Here is a 22,844-nt window from a genome sequence, read left to right on the forward strand (position 1 = left end):
TGCATGATAAAAATGAAGAGAGCCTGGTCATCCGGGCTCTCTTTTTTTTAGCTCAGCTTTGCATTATCCTTGTGCCTGTCTTTGTCCCGCTCGGTTTTCTTGGCCATGTTTTTCTCAAAAGCTTCGGTCAGGTCAATGCCTGTTTGGTTGGCAAGGCATATCAGCACCCACATAACATCCGCCATTTCATCGCCCAGGTCTTTGCCCATATCCGATTTTTTAAAAGACTGATCGCCATAAGTTCTGGCCATAATTCTGGCCAGTTCTCCCACCTCTTCGGTCAGAATCGCCATATTGGTCAGTTCTGAGAAATAACGTACACCGTAGGTCTTGATCCAGTTATCAACTTGCGATTGTGCTTCTTGAATAGTCATGTTTTTAATTTTGAATGACTGAATGAGCGGTCGCCGTTCCGGTGAATGAGCGGCCGCCGTGCGTTAAATAAGTGAATAGGGGTAATTTTAGCTTAAATCCTGTTTTTTGAATCAATAATGATGGTTACCGGGCCGTCGTTTAGTAATGCTACTTTCATGTCTGCCCCGAAGATCCCGCGCTGGATGGTTTTTCCTAATTCTATTTCCAGGAAGTTGATCATTTTTTCGTAAAGCGGAATGGCAACTTCCGGCCTGGCTGCTTCGATGAAGGATGGCCTGTTTCCCTTCTTCGTACTCGCATGAAGTGTAAATTGGCTGATCAATAGAATGTCTCCATCCACAGATTTAAGATCTAAATTCATTTTATCATCACTATCACCAAACACGCGCAAACCAACAATCTTTCGGCCCAGCCATTCAACATCCTCCTGATTATCAAGATGGGTAACGCCTAATAGCACCAAAAAACCCTTTTCTATTTCCCCTTCAACCTTCCCCTCAATGGTAACAGACGCACTGCTCACGCGCTGAATTACTGCGATCATTTATTGTTAATTAAATTTAAGAATTTAGCAAAGTTAGTGCTCTTGAATGAACGATTGTACATTGCAGCTTGATCGAAGTCTTTTTATTTGTTTGGATTTTCGCCAGGGCTGCACACATTATTGTAAAACATGAATCAACCGCATTACGCGTTCAAACACGCCAGTAAGAAAAATACATTTTCGTTTGTTAGTATTGGAAAAAGGGGCCAGATTAAGAAAGTTGTTCAATTCAGGCTTATAGAAGACAACGTTTACAACCTTGGTTTCGGCGATTATAGTGAGGAGCTAAAAACGTTGGACGATATGGTCGTTACTAATAACGGCGACATGGAAAAGGTCCTGGCAACAATCATTGCTATTATCGAGCATTTTTTCACCGGAAATCCGGATGTGCATATTTTCCTGACGGGTAGCACACCGTCTCGAACAAGGCTTTATCAGATCGTAATTAATTCGCATCATGACGACCTGGCCTCGCACTTTGAAATATATGGACTTCAACAAAATCAGTGGAGGCGATTCCGAAAAAATATAAATTATGAATCATTCCTCATTTTGAAATTGTTATAACTTTACCAAAATGAAACTAGCTATGAAAACCAGATCGTTGCCTGAACGAAGTGCGGGAGGTTCCTATGACGCCAGTCTCGATAGGTTGGAGGATAATGATTTGTTTCCTGCCAAGACCGCAATTGCAAAAGCCACCTTGTCGAAGGCTAAGCTTCCTTCGCGAAAAGAAAAGCTTGTGAGCTCTTCTTCTGCTAAATGATCTCTTCAAAATCGAATGTCCATACTTCCCATGAAAGAAGAACGCATATCCGTTTTTGATATTTTTAAGATTGGGATTGGGCCTTCCAGTTCGCATACGCTGGGGCCGTGGAGGGCGGCGCAGCAGTTTTTGCAGGCTGTTCAGGTGCAATGTGGGCTGGATCAGGTGCGGGCTGTTGACATTCATCTTTATGGTTCTTTGGCGAAAACCGGGAAAGGGCATGGAACGGATATCGCAGTAATTCTGGGATTGAGTGGCTACGATCCGGTTACAGTGAAGACGGAAAACATTGACAAGATCCTGGCAGAAATTGCTTCGAAGGAATGCATCATGCTCCCCGGCGACATGCGGGTTGTTTTCGCTCCAAAAGACAACATTATCTTCCATAAGAACGAAACACTTCCATTCCATCCCAATGGCCTCACATTCATCGCAAATTGCGAATCGGCAGGCATCATTGAGGAAACCTATTACTCAGTTGGCGGCGGATTTGTGATTCAAGAGGGTCAAGCAAATGATGAGGTGAAAGGGTGTGTTGATCTTCCATATCCGATTGACCAGGCTGCGGATTTGCTTAAATGGCATAACAATTCCGGGAAGCCAATTTGGGAGATTGTTTTAGAAAATGAAAAGGTTTGGAAGGAAGAAAACCTGGTCAGAACCGAGTTGATGAACATCTGGCATGTGATGCAGCAAAGCATTTTCCATGGTTGCCAAACGAATGGTGTCCTGCCCGGCGGACTGAATGTGCAGCGGCGCGCGGCAGCATTGAATCAAAAGCTTTTAAATGATGTCGTTTGCGTAGGATGTGATGACTGGACGGAGGCTATCAGACGCGGGGGAACCGGTTTTAAATACACATTGGACTGGGTTAGCTGCTTTGCATTGGCGGTTAATGAAGAAAATGCCTCATACAGTCGCGTGGTTACGGCGCCTACCAATGGTTCGGCTGGCGTGATCCCGGCGGTGATCCAGTTTCACCTCACGTTCGGAGGCGGGACGGATGAAGATGTGTCTAGATTTTTGCTTACTGCCGGTGAAATTGGCAGTATTTTCAAAAAAGGCGCGACGCTTTCTGCTGCTATGGGCGGTTGTCAGGCTGAAATTGGCGTTTCTTCTGCCATGGCCGCGGCCGGACTGGCGCAGGTTTCGGGCGGCACGGTTGAACAATGTTTAATGGCTGCGGAAATTGCTATGGAGCATCATTTGGGTCTTACTTGCGATCCGGTGGGTGGTTTGGTGCAAATTCCCTGCATCGAGCGAAATACTATGGGCGCGATCAAGGCGATTACGGCGTGTCAGCTGGCATTGCAAAGTAATCCGGACAATGCAAAAGTGTCGCTGGATAATGTGGTGCACACCATGTGGGAAACGGCACTGGACATGAATAACCGCTACAAAGAGACTTCCGAAGGCGGGTTAGCCGTCAACATTCCGATCAGTTTGAGCGAATGTTAATTTCGAATGAGCTGGCGCCGTTGCGCTGAATGAATGATTGAATGAGTGAATGAAATTTGATCATTTATTTCACTTTTATAGATTCAGCAGTAAATGTGCTAGTCCGAAATATACGCCGTAGCCGATCAAATCATTGGCTGTTGTGATAAATGGCCCGGAAGCAACTGCCGGGTTAATCCCGATTTTTTCCAACAAAATCGGCGTCATGGTTCCCATAAAAGAAGCCAGGAAAACCACCGACATTAACGCCGCCGAAACCACCAACGCCAATTGTACATCATTGCCGATCAGGAGATTAAATCCAAAAACGATCGTACTAATGATAACGCCATTAATAAAAGCAACGGCAAACATCCTGATCAATCGCTGACCGACCGTTGTGTCCAAACCTGTCTTATCGGCCAGACTTTGCAGAATGATAGAGGATGTCTGAATGCCCACATTCCCGCCGGTTGACCCGATAATAGGGATAAATGCAGCCATAGCAGGGATAATTTTCAAATCTCCTTCAAAAAAACTGATAAACTTCGCCGCCAGAATCCCACCCATCATCCCGACCAAAAGCCAGGGCAAACGTGCTTTGGTCTGCTGCCAGATCGTGTCATCTTCCTCTACATCACCCGTAATCCCCGCCATCGCCAACGTATCGGAACTGGCTTGTTCCGTAATCACGTCAATCACGTCATCAATGGTGATCCGGCCCAGAAGTTTTCCCTGAACATTTACAACAGGCAGTGCGTCAAGGTCATATCGCTGCATAAGTTCAGCAACTTCTTCGGCTGGACGATATGTTTCCACGAAAATAACGTCCTTATCATACAGACTTTCAATGCGTGTGTTTTTATGGGCAAGGACGATTTTTTTAAGGGATAAAATGCCGTGAAGCTTTCCAAAATCATCTACAACGTAAACCGCGTATACTTTTCCAACATCTTCCGCTTGTTTGCGAAGCTCTTCAATACATTCATTTACAGTCCAGTTAACATTGGCTTTCACCAACTCTTTCTGCATCAAACCACCCGCCACATCTTCGTCATAATGCAGCAGATCCAGGATGAAACGGGCTTGTTCGCGGTCTTCCAGCAATGCAATTACTTCTTCACGGACGCGGATAGGCTGCTCATTGAGCAAATCCACCGCATCATCTGAGTCAAAAAGATTGACAAAATGAGAAATTTCCTCGGACGTAAACGCTTTCAGGAAGTCTCGGCGCTCGTTGGGGTCCATATCCGCAAGGATTTCCGCCCCGCGTTCCACATCCAGCCGCGTGATCAGGAATTTGGCACTTTCCGTTTCAAGCTCAGACAAAAGGCCGGTGATATCCGCAGGAAAAAGGCTTTCCGTTTCCGTTCTTATTGAAGCAGAATCCTCTTTTTCAATGAGTTCCTGAATGTGCTCTACGTATTCCTTGGTTAATTCAAACGTCATTGTTCACTTAGCTTTTAGCAATTAGCAGAATGGCTCCTAGCTGGATTATATACTTTTTAACAGTAATTTTAGATTTGCGGCTGCAAGTCCTGGGCCAGTTTTGTGAGTTCCACAAACTCTGCGACACTCAATTGTTCGGCGCGTTTTGTCAATAATGGATGATCGGGCAAATCGCCAACCGGCTTCAATGCATTGCGAAGTGTTTTTCTGCGTTGATTAAATGCTGTTTTCACAACCCTGAAAAACATCTTCTCATCACAATCCAATGCCGCAACCGCATTCCTGCGCAACCGGATCACGCCGGACTGGACTTTGGGAGGCGGATCGAATGCCCCCGGCGGCACAGACACCAGGTAATCTATATCATAAAATGCCTGCAATAAAACGCTTAAAATACCATAATCCTTATTGCCCGGCGGCGACGCAATGCGCTGAGCCACTTCTTTTTGCAGCATACAAACGATCTCGGGAATCTGGTCGCGGATTTGTAATGCGCGGAAAAAGATCTGTGAGGAAATGTTGTAAGGGAAGTTACCAATGATGGCAAAGGGCTCCGAAAAGAAGTCTGCCGGATTGAATTTCAGAAAGTCGCCTTCAATGATTCTGGGCGTCAGGCTTTCGTAATGTTTCTTCAAATAAGCAACAGATTCGGTGTCGATTTCAATCACATAAGTGCTGAATGCGTCCTTATTAATGAGAAATTGAGTCAGAACGCCCATGCCCGGGCCTATCTCCAAAACCTTGGTGTAACCATTATGTACGGACAGGCCGTCAACGATCCGCTGAGCAATATTTAAGTCTTTCAGAAAGTGTTGGCCCAAATGCTTTTTGGCCCTTACTCTGGAATCGTCGCGCTTTTTATAATTTGTTTTCACGAACCAAAATTACGGCTTAATTCGTAGATTTATCGAATAAAGAATAGGAAGGAATCTTAAAAGTGCGATTATCGAGATACTATGGAAATGATCTTGTCCCATACCGATTGGCAGACTATACACGCTACATTGCAGCATCTGAACCTGATTGGAATTACTTTTTCTCCGGACTTCGTCATCCGTAATATCAGTGCGCACGCTTTAATGAAAACGGGCTGGCAGGAGTCGGATTTGATGGGGCACAGCATTTTTGACAAACTCATTCCCAAGGAAGAAGAGTACGAAATCCGGCAAATGCTGGAAGAGGGAATTCAGGGGAAACGCAAACTGGAACAGCGGGAAATTCCTTTTTTGGCTCAAAAAGGCACATTAAGGACATTCTCGATCAACAGCGTGTTAATGCACCGCGAACAGGACGAGGTGGAATGTGTGACATTGGTAGGTGACGACATTACGCGCCGCCGCAGGATGGAATCCTCCATTGCCAAATCCAATTCGCAATTGCAGGATCTGGTGGACAACACAAGTGACCTGATCCAGCTTGTGGCTATTGACGGAAAATTCATATTCGTAAACAAAGCCTGGCGCGAGGTGCTGGGTTATGGGCTCGACGAAATTGCGTCCATGCGGATGGAAGACATTCTGCACCCGCAACATAAGGAACAGGCATTAGCGCAACTGAAACTGATTGAGCAAGGCCATTCTAATGCCAATTTTGAGACGGTCTTTCTAAGCAGAGAAGGCAAGAAGGTCTTTGTTGCGGGAAGCGTGAATTGCAGATTTGATAACGGTAAACCAACTGCATTCCGGTGTATTTTAAATGATTATACAGAAAAAATAAGGGCTGAAAAAGCGCAAAACCTGTATTATAGCATTGCAAACTGGACGGTTAACACGCAGAATCTCGACGATTTTTACCATAGCATTCACGAGGAACTGGGTAAAATTATTGATGTAAAAAACTTCTTCATCGCGCTTTACGATCCGAGCAAAAGCTACATTTATTTCCCGTATTATGTCGACCAGTATTTTCAGGGGAATGTAAAGTTTACCAAAAGAAAACTCGGTAATGGTGTAACAGAATATGCCATTGCGTCCAATAAACCGCTTTTCTTGTCAGGCGAAAAGATTGAAGAACTGGCCAAAACCAACAGTTTATATCTCTATGGTGTCACTCCAAAATTGCTCCTGTGCGTGCCCCTGCGTGTGGGCGACCGGGTGACGGGAATCATTGGTGTAAAATCCTATGACGATGCCAACATGTTTGATGCCAGGGACTTGGAATTGCTGGAATTTATTTCTGGGCAGGTCGCGATGGCCATTGCGCGGAAACAAAGCGAAGAGGAGCTTAGCAAATATCTGGCGCGCTTGAATGCGATTTTCGATAGTAGTTCCCACTTGATTTGGTCGGTTAACAAATCTTTGCAGCTGACCTCATTCAACAGGAATTATGCGGATCTCATTCAGAATCAGCTGGGTGTAAGGCCATCGCTGCAATCCAGCGCAGAGAAATTTGGCTGGCGAATGGTGGGTAACAGCAACCGCAGGACGCTGGAAACGAAATACAGGCAAGCATTAAAAGGCGAACCGCAATATTTTGAATTTAAAATTGACAGGAAAGACCAGGGCGAAATGTGGCTGGAATTTTACCTGAACCCCATTCATTATGCGGACGGTGTAATCGAGGAGGTTTCGGGTATAGCGCGTGATATTACGCGCCGAAAGGAAGCGGAATTGTCTTTAAGGCATAGCGAGGAGCTTTTCCGGGGGATTTTTGAAAACCTGCAAGACATTTATTGCCGGATCAACCGTATGGGCGAAATCACGATGATCAGCCAATCCGTGTTAAAACGGCTTGGTTACCTGCCGGGAGAAGTGATCGGGCACAAAATCACTGAGTTTTTCCCTGATAAAAAGCGGATACATTCTGCATTGATCCGGTTGAGGAGGAGCAAGAGCCTGCGGAACTTCGAAATTTCGCTTTACCGCAAAGACGGCACCGAAAGGCAGTTTATGATCAATATGCTAATGTTCACCAACGACAAAGGAAAGCCGACAGAAATTGCTGTGCTCGCGCGGGACATTACGGAATTGAAACGCAACGAGCAGGAATTGCTGAAAGCGAAAGAACACGCAGAACGCTCATTAAAGGTTAAGGAAGGCTTTTTGGCCAACATGAGTCATGAGATCCGGACGCCGATGAATGGCGTGATCGGGATGATCGATTTGCTGGGTGAAACGCCGCTGGATGTGGAGCAAAAAGATTACGTGCTCACGATCAAGCGTTCATCGGAAACATTACTCAACATTCTGAACGACATTCTGGATCTTTCCAAAATTGAAGCAGGAAAGATGGAACTGCACGAGGCGCCGATTGCGACAGAGGAATTGTTGCTGAAACTCGTCTCACTTTTTGGACAAACGGCCAAAAGCAAGGGAAATACGCTTACTTATCACATAGCGCCCGACATTCCGAAATTTATCATTGCGGATCAGACGCGATTACTGCAAATCCTGTCGAACCTTACTTCCAATGCATTGAAATTCACCGATCATGGGGCAGTAACACTGTTTTTAACATTGGTTAAAAAGGAGGGTTTGTTTCATAAGATCAAAGTCGAGGTCCAGGATTCGGGCATAGGGATCAGTCCGATGGACAGGCAGATATTGTTTACTTCATTTACGCAGCTGGATAATTCTTCGCGCAAATCATTTGGCGGAACAGGGCTTGGGCTGGCCATTTCCAAGCAGTTATGCGAGCTTATGCACGGGGAAATTGGCGTAGAGTCTACGGTAGGAGAGGGCAGCACGTTTTGGTTTACATTTGAAACAAAGGAAACGTCCATTGCGCAAGCCAGCACCATTGTGCGAATGGAGGAAACCCCGATTGAGAATGTTTTCAAGGATTATCATCCCACCATTTTGCTTGTGGATGACAATGCCGTGAACCGAAAAGTGGCTAATGAAATCCTCAAAAAATCAGGTTGCTACGTAGATCTTGCGGAGAGCGGTTTCAAGGCAATTGAAATGGTTGAGGCCAAGAGAAAAGTTTCGGATGTGAGTTACGACATCATTTTTATGGATATTCAAATGCCGGATATGGATGGTGTGGAGACTTCTCAGGAACTTAAAAAGCGCTTCCCTGATTCCATGCCACCGATCGTTGCGATGACGGCCTACTCCATGAAAGAAGACCGCGACCGGTTTATGAGCCAGGGCATGGACGATTACATTGCCAAGCCGATCCGCGCGCAAACATTGATCCTGAAAGTAAAAGATTTGCTGGGCAATGTTGAAAGCCGTAAGCTGGAATCCAAGCAGCGTGAAATTGCCCAGGAAGTGATTTTGCCCGTTTTGGATAAAGAAATCATAGACCAATTGAATGGCATAGGCGGCCCTGAACTGGTGTGGTCTGTGTTCGAAGATTTTGTCACAGAATCCAACGAGCTGGTTTCAGGCGCTTTGGAGGCTTATGCCAATGGCGACATCAAAACGATCAAAAGTAATTTGCATACATTGAAAGGGAGCGGCGGAACTGTGGGCGTGGCGCAAGTCGCGGAAATAGCGCGCGATGCCGAATGGCGGTTGAAATCGGATGACACCAGCACGCTTGCAGAGGCGCTTCCGAAGTTGGAAAAAGCCTACCAAAAGTTCCTGAATGCCTATGAAGGGCTGCTGAAAGACTGGTTAAAGTGAAATTTTCTCGTCGGGTAAATGCCGGCGTTGATCTATAAGTGCGGTGGTTTTATCGATTGTAGAGGTTTATTGCTGAGCGGGATTAAACTATAATCAAAAAGGATGCTCTAAACTGCAATAAACCTTTACAGAAACCATGAACAGACTCGCATCCCTATTCTCACTGCTGATATTATTGTCCTTTTCAGCATTCGCACAAGACCAGACCGGCCGGATCACCGGCGTGGTGAAAGACAGCGTGACCAACGAACCGGTCATAGGCGCTTATGTGGCGGTGAGCAGGAACACACCGGATGCGAAGCCCGAGTATGTGACGACCGATATAGATGGCAAATTTTCCTTCAATGGTCTTTCAAAACAAGCTGTTTACCTGGTTAAGGTTTCCTATCTGAGTTATAAAGACGCTTCCCGCACGATTACGTTACAAGATGACAATCAAGATGTTGGAACATTTCAACTAAGCGAAGCGGTTGCGAACCTGAAAGAAATTAAAGTCGTAGGCCAGGTTACCGCTATGGAGCAGAAGGGCGATACGACCCAATTCAATGCGGCCGCATTTAAAACGAATCCGGACGCAACTTCTGAGGATTTGATCCAAAAAATGCCTGGCATTACGGTTACGAATGGAACAGTGACGGCTCACGGAGAGACAGTTAACAGGGTTTTGGTGGACGGTAAGCCGTTCTTCGGTGAAGATGCCGCATTGACATTGAAATCACTTCCTGCCGAAATTGTAGACAAAATAGAAGTCTTTGACAAACTGAGCGATCAGGCGCAATTCACAGGCTTTGACGATGGTAACGGACAGAAAACAATCAACATTGTAACCAAAGCGGATCGCAAAATGGGCCAGTTTGGTAAAGTGTTCGCTGGTTATGGATTGGATAACCGTTATCAGGCCGGTGGAAATGTGAGTTTTTTCAAAGATAATCAGCGTATATCCGTGATCGGGTTGAGCAATAACATTAACATGCAGAATTTTTCAAGCCAGGATCTCATCGGTGTTTCCGGCGGAGGCGGCGGCGGCGGAAGAGGTGGCTCGGGCGGTGGCGGTTCGGCTGGTAACTTCCTGGTTGGTAACCAAAGCGGGATTACGGGGACTAACTCCTTCGGATTAAATTATGCCAATAAGTTTGGAAAAAAAGTGGATGTTACCGGCAGTTATTTTTTCAACCGCACGGGCAACAGCAATTTGCAGAGCATGCAGCAGCGCTTCATTTTACCAGGGGATACGGATTCAACGGATCAGATTTATAATGAAAATAGCCGCACCAATAACACCAACGCGAATCACAGACTGAATTTCCGAATAGAATACAACATCAATAAAAACAACTCGCTGATCATTACACCGCGACTGAGCTTTCAGGACAACAATTCGGTAAGTACAAAAGTAGGGCTCAATACATCAGGCAATGGCCTGCGTATCAACAGCCTGGATAACAATCAACGCAATGCAACCAATGCTTACAACTTCAATAACGACGTTTTGTTCCGTCATTCATTTGAAAAGAAAGGCCGGACATTATCGGTAAATTTGAACACGCAGCTGAATGATCGTAACGGAATTGGTAACCTCTATTCCAGAACCATGTATTTTGACAGTCTGGGCCTGGCCGCGAGAGGTGATACGCTTGATCAGCAAAGCTTTACATATTCCAACGGTCTTACATTGGGCGGAAACCTAATTTATACCGAACCAATTGGAAAAAACAGCCAGTTACAGTTCAACTACGGCCTTACGGTGAGCAACAGCGATTCCAAAAAGGAAACTTACAACATGAGTTTTGATGAAAACACTTACTCAGACCTGGATTCGTTGCTTTCCAACACTTTTGACAATCGTTATGTGACCAATCGTGCGGGAATAGGATATCGTTACCGCAAAAATAGCTGGTCTGCAAATTTCGGCTTGGATTTTCAGAACACGGGGCTGTACAGCCAGCAATTGGCGCCGATTAATGCCAAAGTAGATCAGTCATTTACCAATCTGCTGCCGAATTTCATGTTGAGTTACAGATCCAAAGCCGGCACGCAGTTCCGCACATTTTTCCGAAGCTCGACAAATCAGCCGTCTATCTCACAACTACAAAATGTGATCGACAACAGCAATCCATTGGCATTGACCGCCGGTAACCCGGATTTGAAACAGGAATATCGCAATATATTCAACGTTCGTTATTCGCTTGCTGGTGCAGAAAGACCTTACAGTTTGAATGCAATGATTTTTGTAACACAGACCAACAATGCGATCGTTAATTCAACATTGATTGCGCAGGAGCCAACCGAAGTGGCTAACGGGATTATTTTGGAACGCGGTGCCAAATTTACGAAGCCTGTGAATGTGGATGGAAGCTGGAATGCAAGAACTTTCCTGGCCTATGGAAAACCGGTTGCGCCGCTGAAACTGAATGTGAACCTGACCACGGGCTTCAATTACGTTCGTTCGCCGGGTTTGATCAACAACACTTCCAATTTTTCCAACACTTACGCAGTTTCACAAGGTCTGGTTATCAGCAGTAATGTGAGCGAGAACCTTGATTTTACGGTGTCTTATTCAGGAAATTACAATATGGTCCGCAATACGATCCAGCCGAATTTGAACAATAATTATTATACGCAGGGAATCACAGGACGTGTCAACTGGATTTTTGGAAAAGGATTTGTGGTGCAAAGCGACATTAGCAACCAGTCTTACCGGGGCTTGGGAGAAGGTTATAACCAAAATTTCACCTTGTGGAATGCGAGCGTAGGGAAAAAATTCCTGAAAAACAATGCGGGTGAATTGAAACTGACTGTTTTTGATATACTAAAACAAAACAACAGCATTACCAGAAACGTAACAGAAACTTACGTGCAGGACGTTACCAACCGCGTGTTGACACAATATGCAATGCTGACATTCACTTACACATTGAGAAATTTTGGAAAAGCACCAGCTCCTGAAAACAACCGCCGCAGAGATTTTGAAGGGGGTGATATGCCTGGTGGTGGAAGAGGAGGCAGAGGGGACCGTGGCGGTTTTAACTAAGCAACCAATCCTGAATCGAACATTTCAGTACAAAGAAAAGCCCGGAGCGAGCATTCGTTCCGGGCTTTTCTTATAATGATATTTGAAAATCTATTTTTTGGAAGGAAAAGGAATGATCAGTTTTTCACCTCTTTCGGAGAAATCCCTTGTTCTGCCATTCGCTTTCATGAGCGCTTCTTTGGTAATACCATATTTGCCTGCAACAACCCTCAAAACATCACCCGGACCAACCGTATGCACCGCCTGAACCTGTATTTTAAGTTTCGTAACATCAGACTTTAATTCAGGACTGGACGAATTCAAGCCCTTTAATGTTTCCGTTTTTAAATTGTAGCGGGATGCAATAGTCGAAAAGCTTTCACCGCTTTTTACTGTATGTGTAATTTGTTCTCCACCCACGGAGGATGCCGAAATAGCGGGAGTTGTTTCTTTTTCGGCCTCTTTTGGTTTTTCTTTTGCCGGTTCAGCTGTTTTCTCAGCAGGTGTAGTTTCCAGCGCTTCGGCAGGTTCATCTGTGATCGGCTCGCCGACACTTTGTTCATCCAATGTCGAATCTACAACAACCGAGGTAAGCTCCTCGGAGTTGGAAGAACTGTCTGAAATGTATTCATACCCCACGTACAACATTGCTAATACCAAAAGAACCAACACCAGAAGCGTAACAATAGGGAGGTTGGACTTTTCGGTCGGACGGACATTTCTTTTTTTAGGGAATTCGTCTTCCATAGCCGGTTATTCGATGTTTTGTGGTGCAAATTAATTTTACGAAAATACTAAAGACCTTCTAACTTCCAAGGTGATTTCTCAATTCCTGATTCATCACCGCAACTTTTTCTTTTAAGCCTTCTTTGAACAAATCGAGCCGTTTTCCAACTTCCTGATTGCTGGCTCCAATAATCTGCGCAGCCAATATTCCGGCATTTCTGGCACCATCCAATGCAACCGTTGCAACCGGAACGCCCGATGGCATTTGCAAAATGGACAGCACCGAATCCCAGCCATCTATCGAATTACTTGAAAGAACGGGAACGCCTATAACGGGCAAGGAAGTGAGTGAAGCAACCATTCCCGGCAAATGCGCCGCGCCGCCCGCGCCGGCGATGATGACCTGTAATCCGCGGCTTCTGGCCGTTGAGGCATATTCCAGCATGCGTTCGGGAGTCCGGTGTGCGGAAACGATCTCCATTTCGAAGTCGATCCCAAGCTCGGAAAGTGCGTCAGCTGCTTGCTGCATGATTTTCCGGTCCGACAGGCTTCCCATTATGATTCCAACCATTACTATAACGAAGATTACTTACTGATTACTCTAATATTCTGCTTAACAAAATCAACCTTTCTCTTTAAAGACGCGATATCGGCATCCATAATGGTAATGTGGCCCATTTTTCTGAATGATTTTGTAATGGCCTTCCAGTAAAGGAACGGGAAAACCTGTTCAGTAGCCAACAATTTCTCCATTCCTTCATAAATAGCCGGGCCCTCGTAGCCTTCTTCACCCAGCAAATTCACCATAGCAGATGGTCCGTAAGCGTGCGTGCTGCCAAGCGGCAAATCCAGAATGGCCCGCCAGTGCTGCTCGTATTGGGAAGTTGCATTGGCACGTATGGTGTGGTGCCCGCTGTTATGCGGTCGTGGTGCCACTTCGTTAATGAGGATTTCGCCGTCCGCTGTCATAAAAAGCTCCACCGCCAGAAGACCGACGATCTGGAAAGCTTCCGCGGTTTGTTTTGCTATTTCCTGCGCTCTTTCTTCAACCGATTTTTCAATTTCTGCGGGAGCAAAAAGATATTCCACAAGGTTTAATTCGGGATGAAAAACCATTTCCACGGTTGGGAACGTTGTAATTTCGCCCTTCACATTCCGCGCTACAATCACGGCCAGTTCCTTTTCGAAAGGCACTGCTTTTTCCAATAGTCCGGGCTGCTCGAAAGCCTTTTCAATGTCTGCTTCGGAAGTTAACCGCTGCACGCCGCGGCCGTCGTAACCGTCTTTTCCCAGCTTATGAAATGCTGGTAAAAAGGAGGCGTTTTTATAAACGTCTTCCCGGTTTTCTGTTAAAATAAAGTCCGCGGTAGGGAGGTTATTTTCTTTGTAAAACTGCTTCTGAACCCGTTTATCCTGGATCTGGCGGATTACAGATGGTTGCGGGAAGATCTTTTTTCCTTCCTTTTCCAGCGCCTCTAACGCATTAACATTCACTTTTTCGATTTCTATTGTGATCACATCCAGGTCTTTACCGAAATTATAAACCGTGTCATAATCCTGTAAAGAGCCTTGTTGGAAGTGAGGGGCAATTTGTCTGCATGGAGCCTCTGCGTCGGGGTCAAGGACATGGATGTCCAGATTCCAGTCCACAGCGGCTTGCAAAAGCATAAGTCCTAGTTGGCCGCCGCCAAGAATTCCTATTCGCGATGAAAGCATTTAAAAGTTTCGGTAGTGTCACACAAAATTGGTGTAAAAACCGCTAACATAAAACTGAACGGGGATGTTTTGGTGAGAATTCTGCTTCCTATTGTCTTATCATTTCAAAAACCTGATCAAGGCGATCTCCACCAGCAGGAAGAAAAGGGCGGCGTATAGGAAATATTTCCAGAGGTTGGTTCCCATGTTTTGTTGCTGGAATGCTGTTGAGAACGCGTCGTCGTCGATGCGGTCGAAAACTTGGATGTTCTTTTGGCCTGCGAAAATGGTCCTGAGCTCGTCGGGGGAATAGTATTGCAGTTTTGATTCTGCGTTGTTGTGATTCAATGCGATGATCTGCTCTACTTTGTTGTCTTTTAGTAATTCAAAATAACCAGCATCCAGCCCTTCGCCCAGCTGATCACCTTGCGGGATTTCCAGTAAAAGCTGGTTTCCGGCGATGCGTTGCACTGGAATGACCTCCGTTTTATTTCTTCTTAATTTATAAACGGTGTTGGGTTGCGCCTTTTCCACATTCAGACTAATCGGATTCTCGTCAAACTTGAAAGAAGTGCGTTGCGCGCGCACGCTGGATGCGGCGATTTTGTACATGATCGGCACGAAAATAGCATGCTGGGCAATGTTTCCGTATTCAGGATTTAATGGCGCTGCGAAGAGATAGAGCTTCCCTGTGCCAGATGTAACCTGGTTCAGATAAGTCTGGCCGTTACGCAATGCCAGCACCATTTGCCCGGCGTTTGCCCAGCTCCAAACGGGTGAAGCGGAGGGCAAATTCAGATTCAACTCCTGCCGCACAGATTCTTCAAAAACATCGCTGAAAAACGGATTGTTGCGATCCGGCGCAGCAAACGCAACTGGCGCGGGATCGCCATTCTGTGTGGCAGCGAGACCATTAACGCCAAGCCGCGCAAGGAAGCCGTTATAACTTTCGGTGTTGGGAGCGGCTGGTGGGATCACCGTTATGCTGCCGCCGTTCCGAATGAGCTCCTGCAAATCCTGCGGTAAAGAACCAGAAAGTGCTGTAACACCCTCTAAAACAACCAAATCAGTTTTTTTTATCAAACCCGGGTCAACATTATTGGCACTGTAACTTTGGAGCGAAAACAGGCTGTCATTGGCATAGACATTTTCAATGTAATTCCCCGTTGACTTTTGCCCATAAATGTGCAGCACGCGAATCAATGGTGAAGCATTGAGGACGAAATAATAATTGTTATCGAATGTTACGGGGAAATCGTCAAATGTAATCTGTCCTTTTTTGTAGCCTTTCCCTTTCAGATTAAAATTGAATTTCGCTGTCGCGCTGCCGTTCGCAGGCACATTCACGGAGGCTGTTGAAGCTTGCGTATTGTCGAGATTCAGCTTCAAAACAACATTCCGGGCTGCTTCGGAGCCGGAATTGCTGACTTTTACGAAGAGAATGTTATTCTGCAACTCACGGATAAAAGGTGTGTTGAGCCATGCGGAATCTACGAAAACATTCTTCTCCGCAGCAGCCTGAACGGGCACCAGGAAAAGTTGATTGGTCGTATCTGTTTTAAGCCCGGAGAGATTTCCGGAAGTGCTTTTTTGAAAATCTGAAAACCAGAAAAGCTGATTTTTACCCGGATGCTGATGCCGGGCCATGAGGTTCTCCTGTCTTTTATAAACCTGCTCAAATGTGCGCGGTGTATTTGATAAACCAATGGTTGTCAGCCTATCGCGTAATTTTTCCGAAGCATATAAGCCCTGTTCCTGGGCCGAAAAATCATTGGTAACGAGTTGAAGGGAAGTTGCGTTTCTGAAAAGTCCCAATAATTCGCTCAAACGCGCGGTTGCAATATCAAGATAGCGTTTGTTGTTGAGCTCGCTTTCCATGCTCAGCGAGTTATCCAGGTATAAGCTGGTAATGCCTTTCCGGTCTACGGCGAAATTGTTTTTTGCAGGTAAAAACGGCTGAGCGAATGCCAGCGCAAGGCAGATGATCGCCAAAACGCGCGCCGCTAGCACCAGCCAATGTTTAACCTGCCTTACCGACCGCGTTTTTGTTTCTACGGCTTTTAAAAATGCGACGTTGGTAAAATAGACTTTTTTGGTACGACGGAAATTAAATATATGAATCGCAATTGGAACCGAAACAGCCAGAAGACCCCACAAAAATGATGGAAAAAGGAAACCCATTTAGTTATGAATATTTTCGTGTTTCATGTTCAACGCAGTTAAGAAAGACAAATTACACTAAAATCTCATAACACTTTTTTATTTCAACAGCTTTCTGATATGTAGGCAGCTTTTTTCTAACTTTGCACTTCGTTTTCCGACAGCAAAGTGACTTTCACAATGCGCGCAGGGATTTACAGATTTGTTAATTTAAACTGAATTATGGCCAAAGTTTCGGTGAATAAACACCAGCCCGTCTATCAGATGCCTACGAACCCGGCTGCGGTTCGTACAAAAAGATACGCTTTACCCACTAAAAAATACATTGCCCTTGCTATGCGTCACTTTTTTAAAACGCAGATGAAATGGGGATTGATACCATTGGCGCTGATCCTGATCAATGCCGTTCTGAACCTCACTGGCGTTTATCCAAATTTGTGGATTTACATTACGGTATTTGTCGGCGCGTTGCTATATGTGCTGTTTTGGCTGGTCCAGTTTACAGGCATTACGCAGCTTGCCCAATACAAGCCGATGTTTGAGAAGTTCGCTTACGAAATCGATAATCGTCAGATCCTGATGAAATTGAACCAGAAAGAGGGCAGTGTGATGAAATGGGAGCAGATATTAGACGCTTACAAGGATAAGGATGCTTATGTGCTGGTCATTTCAAAAGGCCAGTTTTTATATCTGCCTTTCAGCATTTTTACTTCTGAACACGATATCAAGGTTTTTGAGCGAATCATGAAGCAAAAAGAATTTTTGAAAGCGTAATATTCTGACAAAAATGAAAAATCCCGGTCTGAACAGATCGGGATTTTTTTGTGCTATTTCAATTGCGCCTGCTGGTGGTCCTTACCGAATTTCTTTTCTCCGGCCGTGATCGCAATGGGCAAATGATTGGGCGCCGGTGGGATAGGGCAATTATAGCCATCACTGTAAGCACAGTAGGGATTATATGCCTTGTTGAAGTCCAGCACCAGTTCGCCGTCTTTTATATCAGTGGTTTTGAGATCCAGATAGCGTCCTCCGCCATATGACTCGTCACCATTTGTTTTGTCTTTAAAGGGAATAAAAAGATAATCTTTATACTTCGCAAGTTGCTGTAAACTCAGACTTCTGTAAACGGTTAATGTCTGTTTTCTCCCGTTGATGCGAAATTTAACTCTGCCATATTTGACATAAGTCTTATTTACACCGCTATAGGTGGGCATTTCAAAAGATTGACCCCGGCTTTTTTCAAACTTTGCCACAACCCGGTAAGTTGAATCGGGCTCATAGAATTGTAAAAACGGTAAATCGGCTTGTTTTAAGGGGGAGTTAGCTGAACTCAGAAATTCATCTTTGTATTTTTTTCTGTATTTATCAGTCTCCTTCTTAAAATCCTGCGCACCAGCCAGTGAAACTGTAATCAGCAATAACCCGAGTGTGTTTAAAACGCTTTTCATACTTGGTAAAAGTAAATCCGGTAAAAAATTACCGGATTTTATTAAAAAATATCCAGAAAGCCTAGACACTTAAAATACTGTGCCTAATTAGCTTTAACAACTTTGATTTTCGACTCGTCGATGTTATAAGCTTTTACAACCGCATTATAGTCGCTGTAATCCACTTGTCCGGCTGTGCGTGCGGCAAAATCGGCAGGGATAATCACTACGCGAAAATCCTGATCCCTGGTGTAATCTGCGATTACAGTGTTCAGATTAACAGTTCCGTCCAGGAAGATCGAAAAATCCTGAGCCGTGCGGTCTGTATTATAAGTTAGGATGCCGTTGTCAAGAAATGCAGTCTGTGGAAGCAGTCTGTATGTTTTCAATGTTGTTCCGTTCACATCTTCTGTTCCCCAGTTAATATACACCAGCACGGCATCCGATTCAAGCACGTCTACACCAAGCTTTGCATCCGCGAACGTGAGGCCATACTGAAAATCATCTGCGGCAAGAAAGTCCACACCCACCAGATCGAACGTGGTTCCCACCAGCGCGTCACCCTGCGGTCCTTGTGGTCCTTCGGGCCCTTTGCAACCCTGGAATGCAACAATTACGGCCAGCAGGAGAGGCATTATTATCTTTTTCATGATTTAATAGATTAAGTTGAATTATGGTTTTGTAATATGGTTTTTAGATTGCAGCGCAATAATAAAGTTTAATCCCCGATCAGCCATTAACAATCCTTAACTAAAAGAGCTGGTGGCGGATAAAGAATGCGCATAGTCTGGAACATGGAAAAGAGGCCATTTATTGCGCGGTATATTAATTTAATAATTTGCGTAAATCAGCGATGCTTGTTACTTTTCGTTGAAACGATCCAATTAAGATGGATTTAAATTTAACTCTAAAACACATTTGATATGATTAACCGTAAAGCAACAGCCGTTTGGAAAGGAACCGGTAAAGAAGGAACAGGGACCGTAAGCACGCAAAGTACTGTGTTGGAGAATACCCAATATTCGTTCAACACCCGTTTCGCTGAGGGCAAAGGAACCAATCCTGAGGAGCTGATCGCAGCCGCTCACGCAAGCTGTTTTGCTATGAAACTTAGCTTTGAGCTCAATGCCGCTGGTTTTACAGCAGACGAACTGAATGCAACTGCAACTGTAACATTGGATCCTGCAAAAGGACAGGTTACAAAAAGTGCGATTGACTTGAAAGCAAAAGTTCCAGGCGTTGATACAGATCAATTTGCGCAAATTGCAGATAAGGCGAAAAAAGAATGCCCGATTTCCCAATTGCTGAATGCGGAAATTACATTGAATGCAGAATTGGTTTCAGAATAACCATGTCTGATCTGGTTACCGGGCATCAAGATTACCAGCCCGGTAACTAATTTAATTCTCCATCTATAAAAAGGTCGCTGGATATTCTGTCCGCAAAAAGCTTCCCCGAGTCAGTCAGATACCAGTTATCCGCATCTTCCCTGATCCAGTTCTTCTCAGTCATTTTTTCAAGGTCTGCATGATGCGTTGAAAGAAAGGATCTTCCAGACAACATTTCCAGTTTTTCTTTATTCACGCCCCATTTCGTGCGAAGGCCGGTTAGCAAATATTCATTGGTCTGATCCGCTGGGGATAGCGTTTCCAAAGTTGCAGGAATGATCTGATTTTGAATGGCTTCAAGATAACGGGCGTTGTTGGAAACATTGTATTCCCGGCTGACGCCATTGTACGAATGCGCACTCGGGCCAACACCTAAATACGGCCTTTGTTTCCAATACGAGCTGTTATGCATGCTGTAATGGCCGTTTCTGGCAAAATTCGAGATCTCGTATTGTTCATAACCATTTTCAGCCAATGTTTTCACGAGCATTTCAAATTGCTGCGCCGCATATTCTTCGTCAATAGGCTGGATCTTCTTCTTTTTAAGCCAGCTTCCAAATGCAGTTTGCGGCTCGATGGTGAGACAATAAGCAGAAATGTGCGCAATGTCCAGCGAAAATGCTTTTTGCATATCCTGCAATAAAATGCCGTGATCGGGGGCAGGAATTGCATAAATGAGATCGATGGAAATGTTCTTGATGCCAATTTCCTGTGCAGTTCTCACGCAATGTTCTCCTTCGTGAGCGGAATGAATCCTGTTCAGGAATTTCAAATGTGGTTCGTGAAAGGATTGTATGCCAATACTCAGCCTGTTTATCCCTGCATTGTAAAATTGCTGCAACTTCTCCCTTTGCAGATCGTCAGGATTGGCTTCAAGCGTTATTTCTGCGTTAGAAGCGACTGTAAAATGTCGATTGATCGTATTAAGCAACAGATGCAATTCCTCTTCGTCCAGCAACGAAGGCGTGCCGCCGCCGAAATAAATGGTTTCAATATCCGCTTTGGGCAGGTAATCTTTCCTTAGGATGATCTCATTGGCAATCGCCTCAACGACAGCGCGTTTGTTGGACGTATTCGTGCTGAAATGAAAGTCGCAATAATGGCAAGCCTGTCTGCAAAAGGGAATATGAAGGTATAAATGCATTATTTGGAATTTTTCTGCCACTCCCAGCCGATCTTGACACCAGCCCACAAATTGTCTTTCGGTGCCCCATTGTAGTAACGGTTACCAAATGCATTCAGGTCATAACCAAGACTGTAAATGCCAGCGTTCACTTTTTCGGCGGATGCCGACAGTTCGCTGTAAAAATGTTGTCCCCAGCTTTTCTTCCAGCTTACACGTGCAATCCATTGATTATAAGGTGTGTTTTCAACCGTGTTGGCATCGTTCAAATAAAATGAGCTTCCGTGCTGGTAAGTAACGAACGCAGCAAAGCCATATCTGAAAAGGGCGTCTACGCCAGATGTTTGTGAAAATTTAGGGATGCCAGGAATTCTTTTGCCACTCAAATCCACGTCTGCTTGCTGAAAACTTTCGAAAGTATATTTTGTTGCGGTGCCTGTATTCCACAATTTAAGCATGACCGGAAGTTTAGGGTCAGATAAGATGTCATAAGCAATGGTCCATTCCAATCCATTCTGGCGTGTTTTACCTGCATTGATAAAAAACTCGGCGCCTGCTTCATTCGTGCGTCGAACAATGGTTTCACGCAATCCAAAATGATATAAACTAATTTCCCCGGTGATCACTTTGCCGGTTTTCCTGATTCCAAATTCCGTATTCATGCCTTTTTCTGCTTCCAAATCCCTGCGGAAGCCACCGGCAGACGGCCGCACTTCCTGCAATGTAGGAGGGGAGTAACCGCCACTGTATGACGCCACAACCGCCCAGTTCTTCGCTATAACCTTATTTGCCGCAAATCTTGGAACAAATATGCCGTCAAATTTGCGCTCCTCTTTGCTATATGGCAATGCGAAAAACCGTTCGTACTTGTATTTAAATGTATTGTAACTAGCGCCGACACTTAATGTAAGGTCTGTAAATACAACTGCTTCCAACTGGCTGAAAACGGAAAGGCTCGTGGTGCGAATGTCTTCCACGGTCTGTTGCTTGTCCGGCTTGCCGCCAATGTTGTCATAGTTGCGCTGCGCTGATTTGCCATATTGCCATTCGAATCCGGTTGTCCAGCTTGTTTTCACATTGCCGATCTGTGAGCGGTTTTGCCAGATATTCCTGCCGCCAATGCCATTCTCATCGCGTTTTTCATAGTTTGAAATAAACGGATTGGCAAAATCTGTAAATGTGAGATACAAAGCATTAGACTGCGTCCAGCTATCCGAGAGCTGCAATGTGTAATTGCCTCCTATTAATGCTAGTTTAGTGTAAATAGCAGCCTGCTGCGCCTCGCTCCCCGGCACCGTCGGGGTAGATTGTCTGGCCAGTTTCGGGTTGTTTTGATATTGTGCCAGGTTAATGCCGCCCGGCGTTTCATATTTCAAGTCCGAATACATGCCGAGAATGGATAATGTGCTTCGCTCACCCAATTTCGAGGAAGAAGTGAAGCGGATCGCATCCCTTACCATATTGCTGTGGTTTCGATATCCGTCCTGCTCGCTATGGCCATATTGTACAGAAATGTCACCAACCTGGATTGTCGAATTTCTGCTTTGAAAACCATATTTACCAAAACTCACACTTTGCTCGAAGCGGTTGGTGAAATCATTGTCTTGCTGGCTTTGCAGCAATACAACCCCGCCCGTTCCTGCTCCGTAAATGCTGCTTCCCGGGCCTTTGATCACCTCCATATTTTGAACAGCCCCATAATCCAGCGAATTCAGCGGCGTGTTTCCGCTCGCATCCGTGAAAGGGATCCCATTCCAGTAAAACTTGACATTACGCACCCCGAACGGCGAGCGGATGAGGCTTCCGCGGACGGAGAAACGGTAACTTCCTGGTGAGCGCTCTTCCATTTTAACGCCGGGAATTGTATTTACTGCATTAGCCCAGGTGTTAGTCGGAAACCTTTCCAGGGATCGTGACGTGATCAGTCCGACCGTTGCTGTGGTGGTAAGCGGGTCCGTTTTTGATTCGAAAGCATTCACAGTAACTTCTTCCAGTTCACGGACTTTCAGTGTATCACTTTGCGCTGCGGTTTTTCCCGGATTAACAAAAATTGATATCGATAATAAAAGGCTGGGAATGTAAAATTTGCGCATAAAGGTTGAGATGGCTATCAATAAAATACAAAGCTTAGTATTAAAAGGAATACCAGCAAGTGATATACCACCCATAA

At 45.1% G+C, this 22,844-nt stretch carries 19 protein-coding genes; 7 read left to right on the forward strand and 12 right to left on the reverse strand.

What is annotated here, in order from left to right:
* Positions 1–47: 47 nt before the first annotated feature.
* Together NFI81_RS26005 and dtd are read right to left on the reverse strand one after the other, a co-directional pair.
* The gene (locus tag NFI81_RS26005) at positions 48–374 is read right to left on the reverse strand and encodes a nucleotide pyrophosphohydrolase (protein WP_234615498.1); all 327 of its coding nucleotides are present in this window, start codon (positions 372–374) and stop codon (positions 48–50) included.
* A 92-nt stretch (positions 375–466) separates the two neighbouring features.
* Entirely contained in the window at positions 467–919 is a 453-nt protein-coding gene (gene dtd, locus NFI81_RS26010) for a D-aminoacyl-tRNA deacylase (protein WP_234615497.1), read from the reverse strand.
* Positions 920–1,048: 129 nt separating this feature from the next.
* Between dtd and NFI81_RS26015 the strand changes: the two genes are divergently transcribed.
* Genes NFI81_RS26015 through NFI81_RS26025 form a run of 3 tightly spaced genes read left to right on the forward strand, consistent with a single transcriptional unit; the run spans position 1,049 to position 3,146 of the window.
* Positions 1,049–1,489: a DUF6934 family protein gene (locus NFI81_RS26015; protein WP_234615496.1), complete on the forward strand. Its 441-nt coding sequence runs from the start codon at positions 1,049–1,051 to the stop codon at positions 1,487–1,489.
* Between the two features lie 22 nt (positions 1,490–1,511).
* Entirely contained in the window at positions 1,512–1,688 is a 177-nt protein-coding gene (locus tag NFI81_RS26020; protein WP_234615495.1) for a hypothetical protein, read from the forward strand.
* Between the two features lie 15 nt (positions 1,689–1,703).
* Complete coding sequence (locus NFI81_RS26025; RefSeq protein WP_234615494.1) at positions 1,704–3,146, forward strand: L-serine ammonia-lyase; 1,443 nt, start codon at positions 1,704–1,706, stop codon at positions 3,144–3,146.
* Between the two features lie 75 nt (positions 3,147–3,221).
* On the opposite strand, the gene mgtE is transcribed toward NFI81_RS26025, so the two are convergent.
* Together mgtE and rsmA are read right to left on the reverse strand one after the other, a co-directional pair.
* Positions 3,222–4,574, reverse strand: coding sequence for a magnesium transporter (gene mgtE, locus NFI81_RS26030; protein ID WP_234615493.1), 1,353 nt, complete (start codon positions 4,572–4,574; stop codon positions 3,222–3,224).
* A gap of 68 nt (positions 4,575–4,642) precedes the next feature.
* Entirely contained in the window at positions 4,643–5,449 is an 807-nt protein-coding gene (gene rsmA, locus NFI81_RS26035; protein ID WP_234615492.1) for a 16S rRNA (adenine(1518)-N(6)/adenine(1519)-N(6))-dimethyltransferase RsmA, read from the reverse strand.
* Between the two features lie 81 nt (positions 5,450–5,530).
* Between rsmA and NFI81_RS26040 the strand changes: the two genes are divergently transcribed.
* Positions 5,531–9,145, forward strand: a complete 3,615-nt coding sequence (locus NFI81_RS26040; protein WP_234615491.1) for a PAS domain S-box protein — start codon at positions 5,531–5,533, stop codon at positions 9,143–9,145.
* A gap of 136 nt (positions 9,146–9,281) precedes the next feature.
* Positions 9,282–12,176: a TonB-dependent receptor gene (locus NFI81_RS26045; RefSeq protein WP_234615490.1), complete on the forward strand. Its 2,895-nt coding sequence runs from the start codon at positions 9,282–9,284 to the stop codon at positions 12,174–12,176.
* Between the two features lie 90 nt (positions 12,177–12,266).
* Here the strand turns inward: NFI81_RS26045 and NFI81_RS26050 are convergent, their stop codons facing one another.
* The 4 genes from NFI81_RS26050 to NFI81_RS26065 all read right to left on the reverse strand — a co-directional run bounded on the left by NFI81_RS26050 (position 12,267) and on the right by NFI81_RS26065 (position 16,757).
* Positions 12,267–12,902, reverse strand: coding sequence for a LysM peptidoglycan-binding domain-containing protein (locus NFI81_RS26050; protein WP_234615489.1), 636 nt, complete (start codon positions 12,900–12,902; stop codon positions 12,267–12,269).
* A gap of 58 nt (positions 12,903–12,960) precedes the next feature.
* The gene (purE, locus tag NFI81_RS26055) at positions 12,961–13,452 is read right to left on the reverse strand and encodes a 5-(carboxyamino)imidazole ribonucleotide mutase (RefSeq protein WP_234615488.1); all 492 of its coding nucleotides are present in this window, start codon (positions 13,450–13,452) and stop codon (positions 12,961–12,963) included.
* A gap of 14 nt (positions 13,453–13,466) precedes the next feature.
* Complete coding sequence (locus NFI81_RS26060; RefSeq protein WP_234615487.1) at positions 13,467–14,597, reverse strand: 5-(carboxyamino)imidazole ribonucleotide synthase; 1,131 nt, start codon at positions 14,595–14,597, stop codon at positions 13,467–13,469.
* A 99-nt stretch (positions 14,598–14,696) separates the two neighbouring features.
* Positions 14,697–16,757 (reverse strand): BatA domain-containing protein, encoded by a 2,061-nt coding sequence (locus NFI81_RS26065; protein WP_234615486.1) that lies wholly within the window; start codon positions 16,755–16,757, stop codon positions 14,697–14,699.
* 201 nt (positions 16,758–16,958) lie between these two features.
* Between NFI81_RS26065 and NFI81_RS26070 the strand changes: the two genes are divergently transcribed.
* Positions 16,959–17,510: a YcxB family protein gene (locus NFI81_RS26070; RefSeq protein WP_234615485.1), complete on the forward strand. Its 552-nt coding sequence runs from the start codon at positions 16,959–16,961 to the stop codon at positions 17,508–17,510.
* Positions 17,511–17,563: 53 nt separating this feature from the next.
* On the opposite strand, the gene NFI81_RS26075 is transcribed toward NFI81_RS26070, so the two are convergent.
* Both NFI81_RS26075 and NFI81_RS26080 read right to left on the reverse strand, forming a co-directional pair.
* The gene (locus tag NFI81_RS26075) at positions 17,564–18,184 is read right to left on the reverse strand and encodes a DUF1684 domain-containing protein (protein ID WP_234615484.1); all 621 of its coding nucleotides are present in this window, start codon (positions 18,182–18,184) and stop codon (positions 17,564–17,566) included.
* A gap of 83 nt (positions 18,185–18,267) precedes the next feature.
* Positions 18,268–18,813 carry a hypothetical protein gene (locus NFI81_RS26080; RefSeq protein WP_234615483.1) on the reverse strand — a complete coding sequence of 182 codons (546 nt, stop codon included), beginning with the start codon at positions 18,811–18,813 and terminating at the stop codon, positions 18,268–18,270.
* Between the two features lie 273 nt (positions 18,814–19,086).
* Here NFI81_RS26080 and NFI81_RS26085 point away from each other — a divergent pair, with 273 nt between their 5' ends.
* Positions 19,087–19,512 (forward strand): OsmC family protein, encoded by a 426-nt coding sequence (locus NFI81_RS26085; protein WP_234615482.1) that lies wholly within the window; start codon positions 19,087–19,089, stop codon positions 19,510–19,512.
* A 46-nt stretch (positions 19,513–19,558) separates the two neighbouring features.
* Here NFI81_RS26085 and hemW read toward each other — a convergent pair whose 3' ends face one another.
* Positions 19,559–20,695 (reverse strand): radical SAM family heme chaperone HemW, encoded by a 1,137-nt coding sequence (gene hemW, locus NFI81_RS26090; RefSeq protein ID WP_234615481.1) that lies wholly within the window; start codon positions 20,693–20,695, stop codon positions 19,559–19,561.
* Positions 20,695–22,767: a TonB-dependent receptor gene (locus NFI81_RS26095; RefSeq protein ID WP_234615480.1), complete on the reverse strand. Its 2,073-nt coding sequence runs from the start codon at positions 22,765–22,767 to the stop codon at positions 20,695–20,697. The genes hemW and NFI81_RS26095 overlap by 1 nt, the downstream gene beginning before the upstream one ends.
* Positions 22,768–22,844 lie beyond the last annotated feature (77 nt).

The organism is Dyadobacter fanqingshengii (assembly GCF_023822005.2).
Taxonomy (GTDB): domain Bacteria; phylum Bacteroidota; class Bacteroidia; order Cytophagales; family Spirosomataceae; genus Dyadobacter; species Dyadobacter fanqingshengii.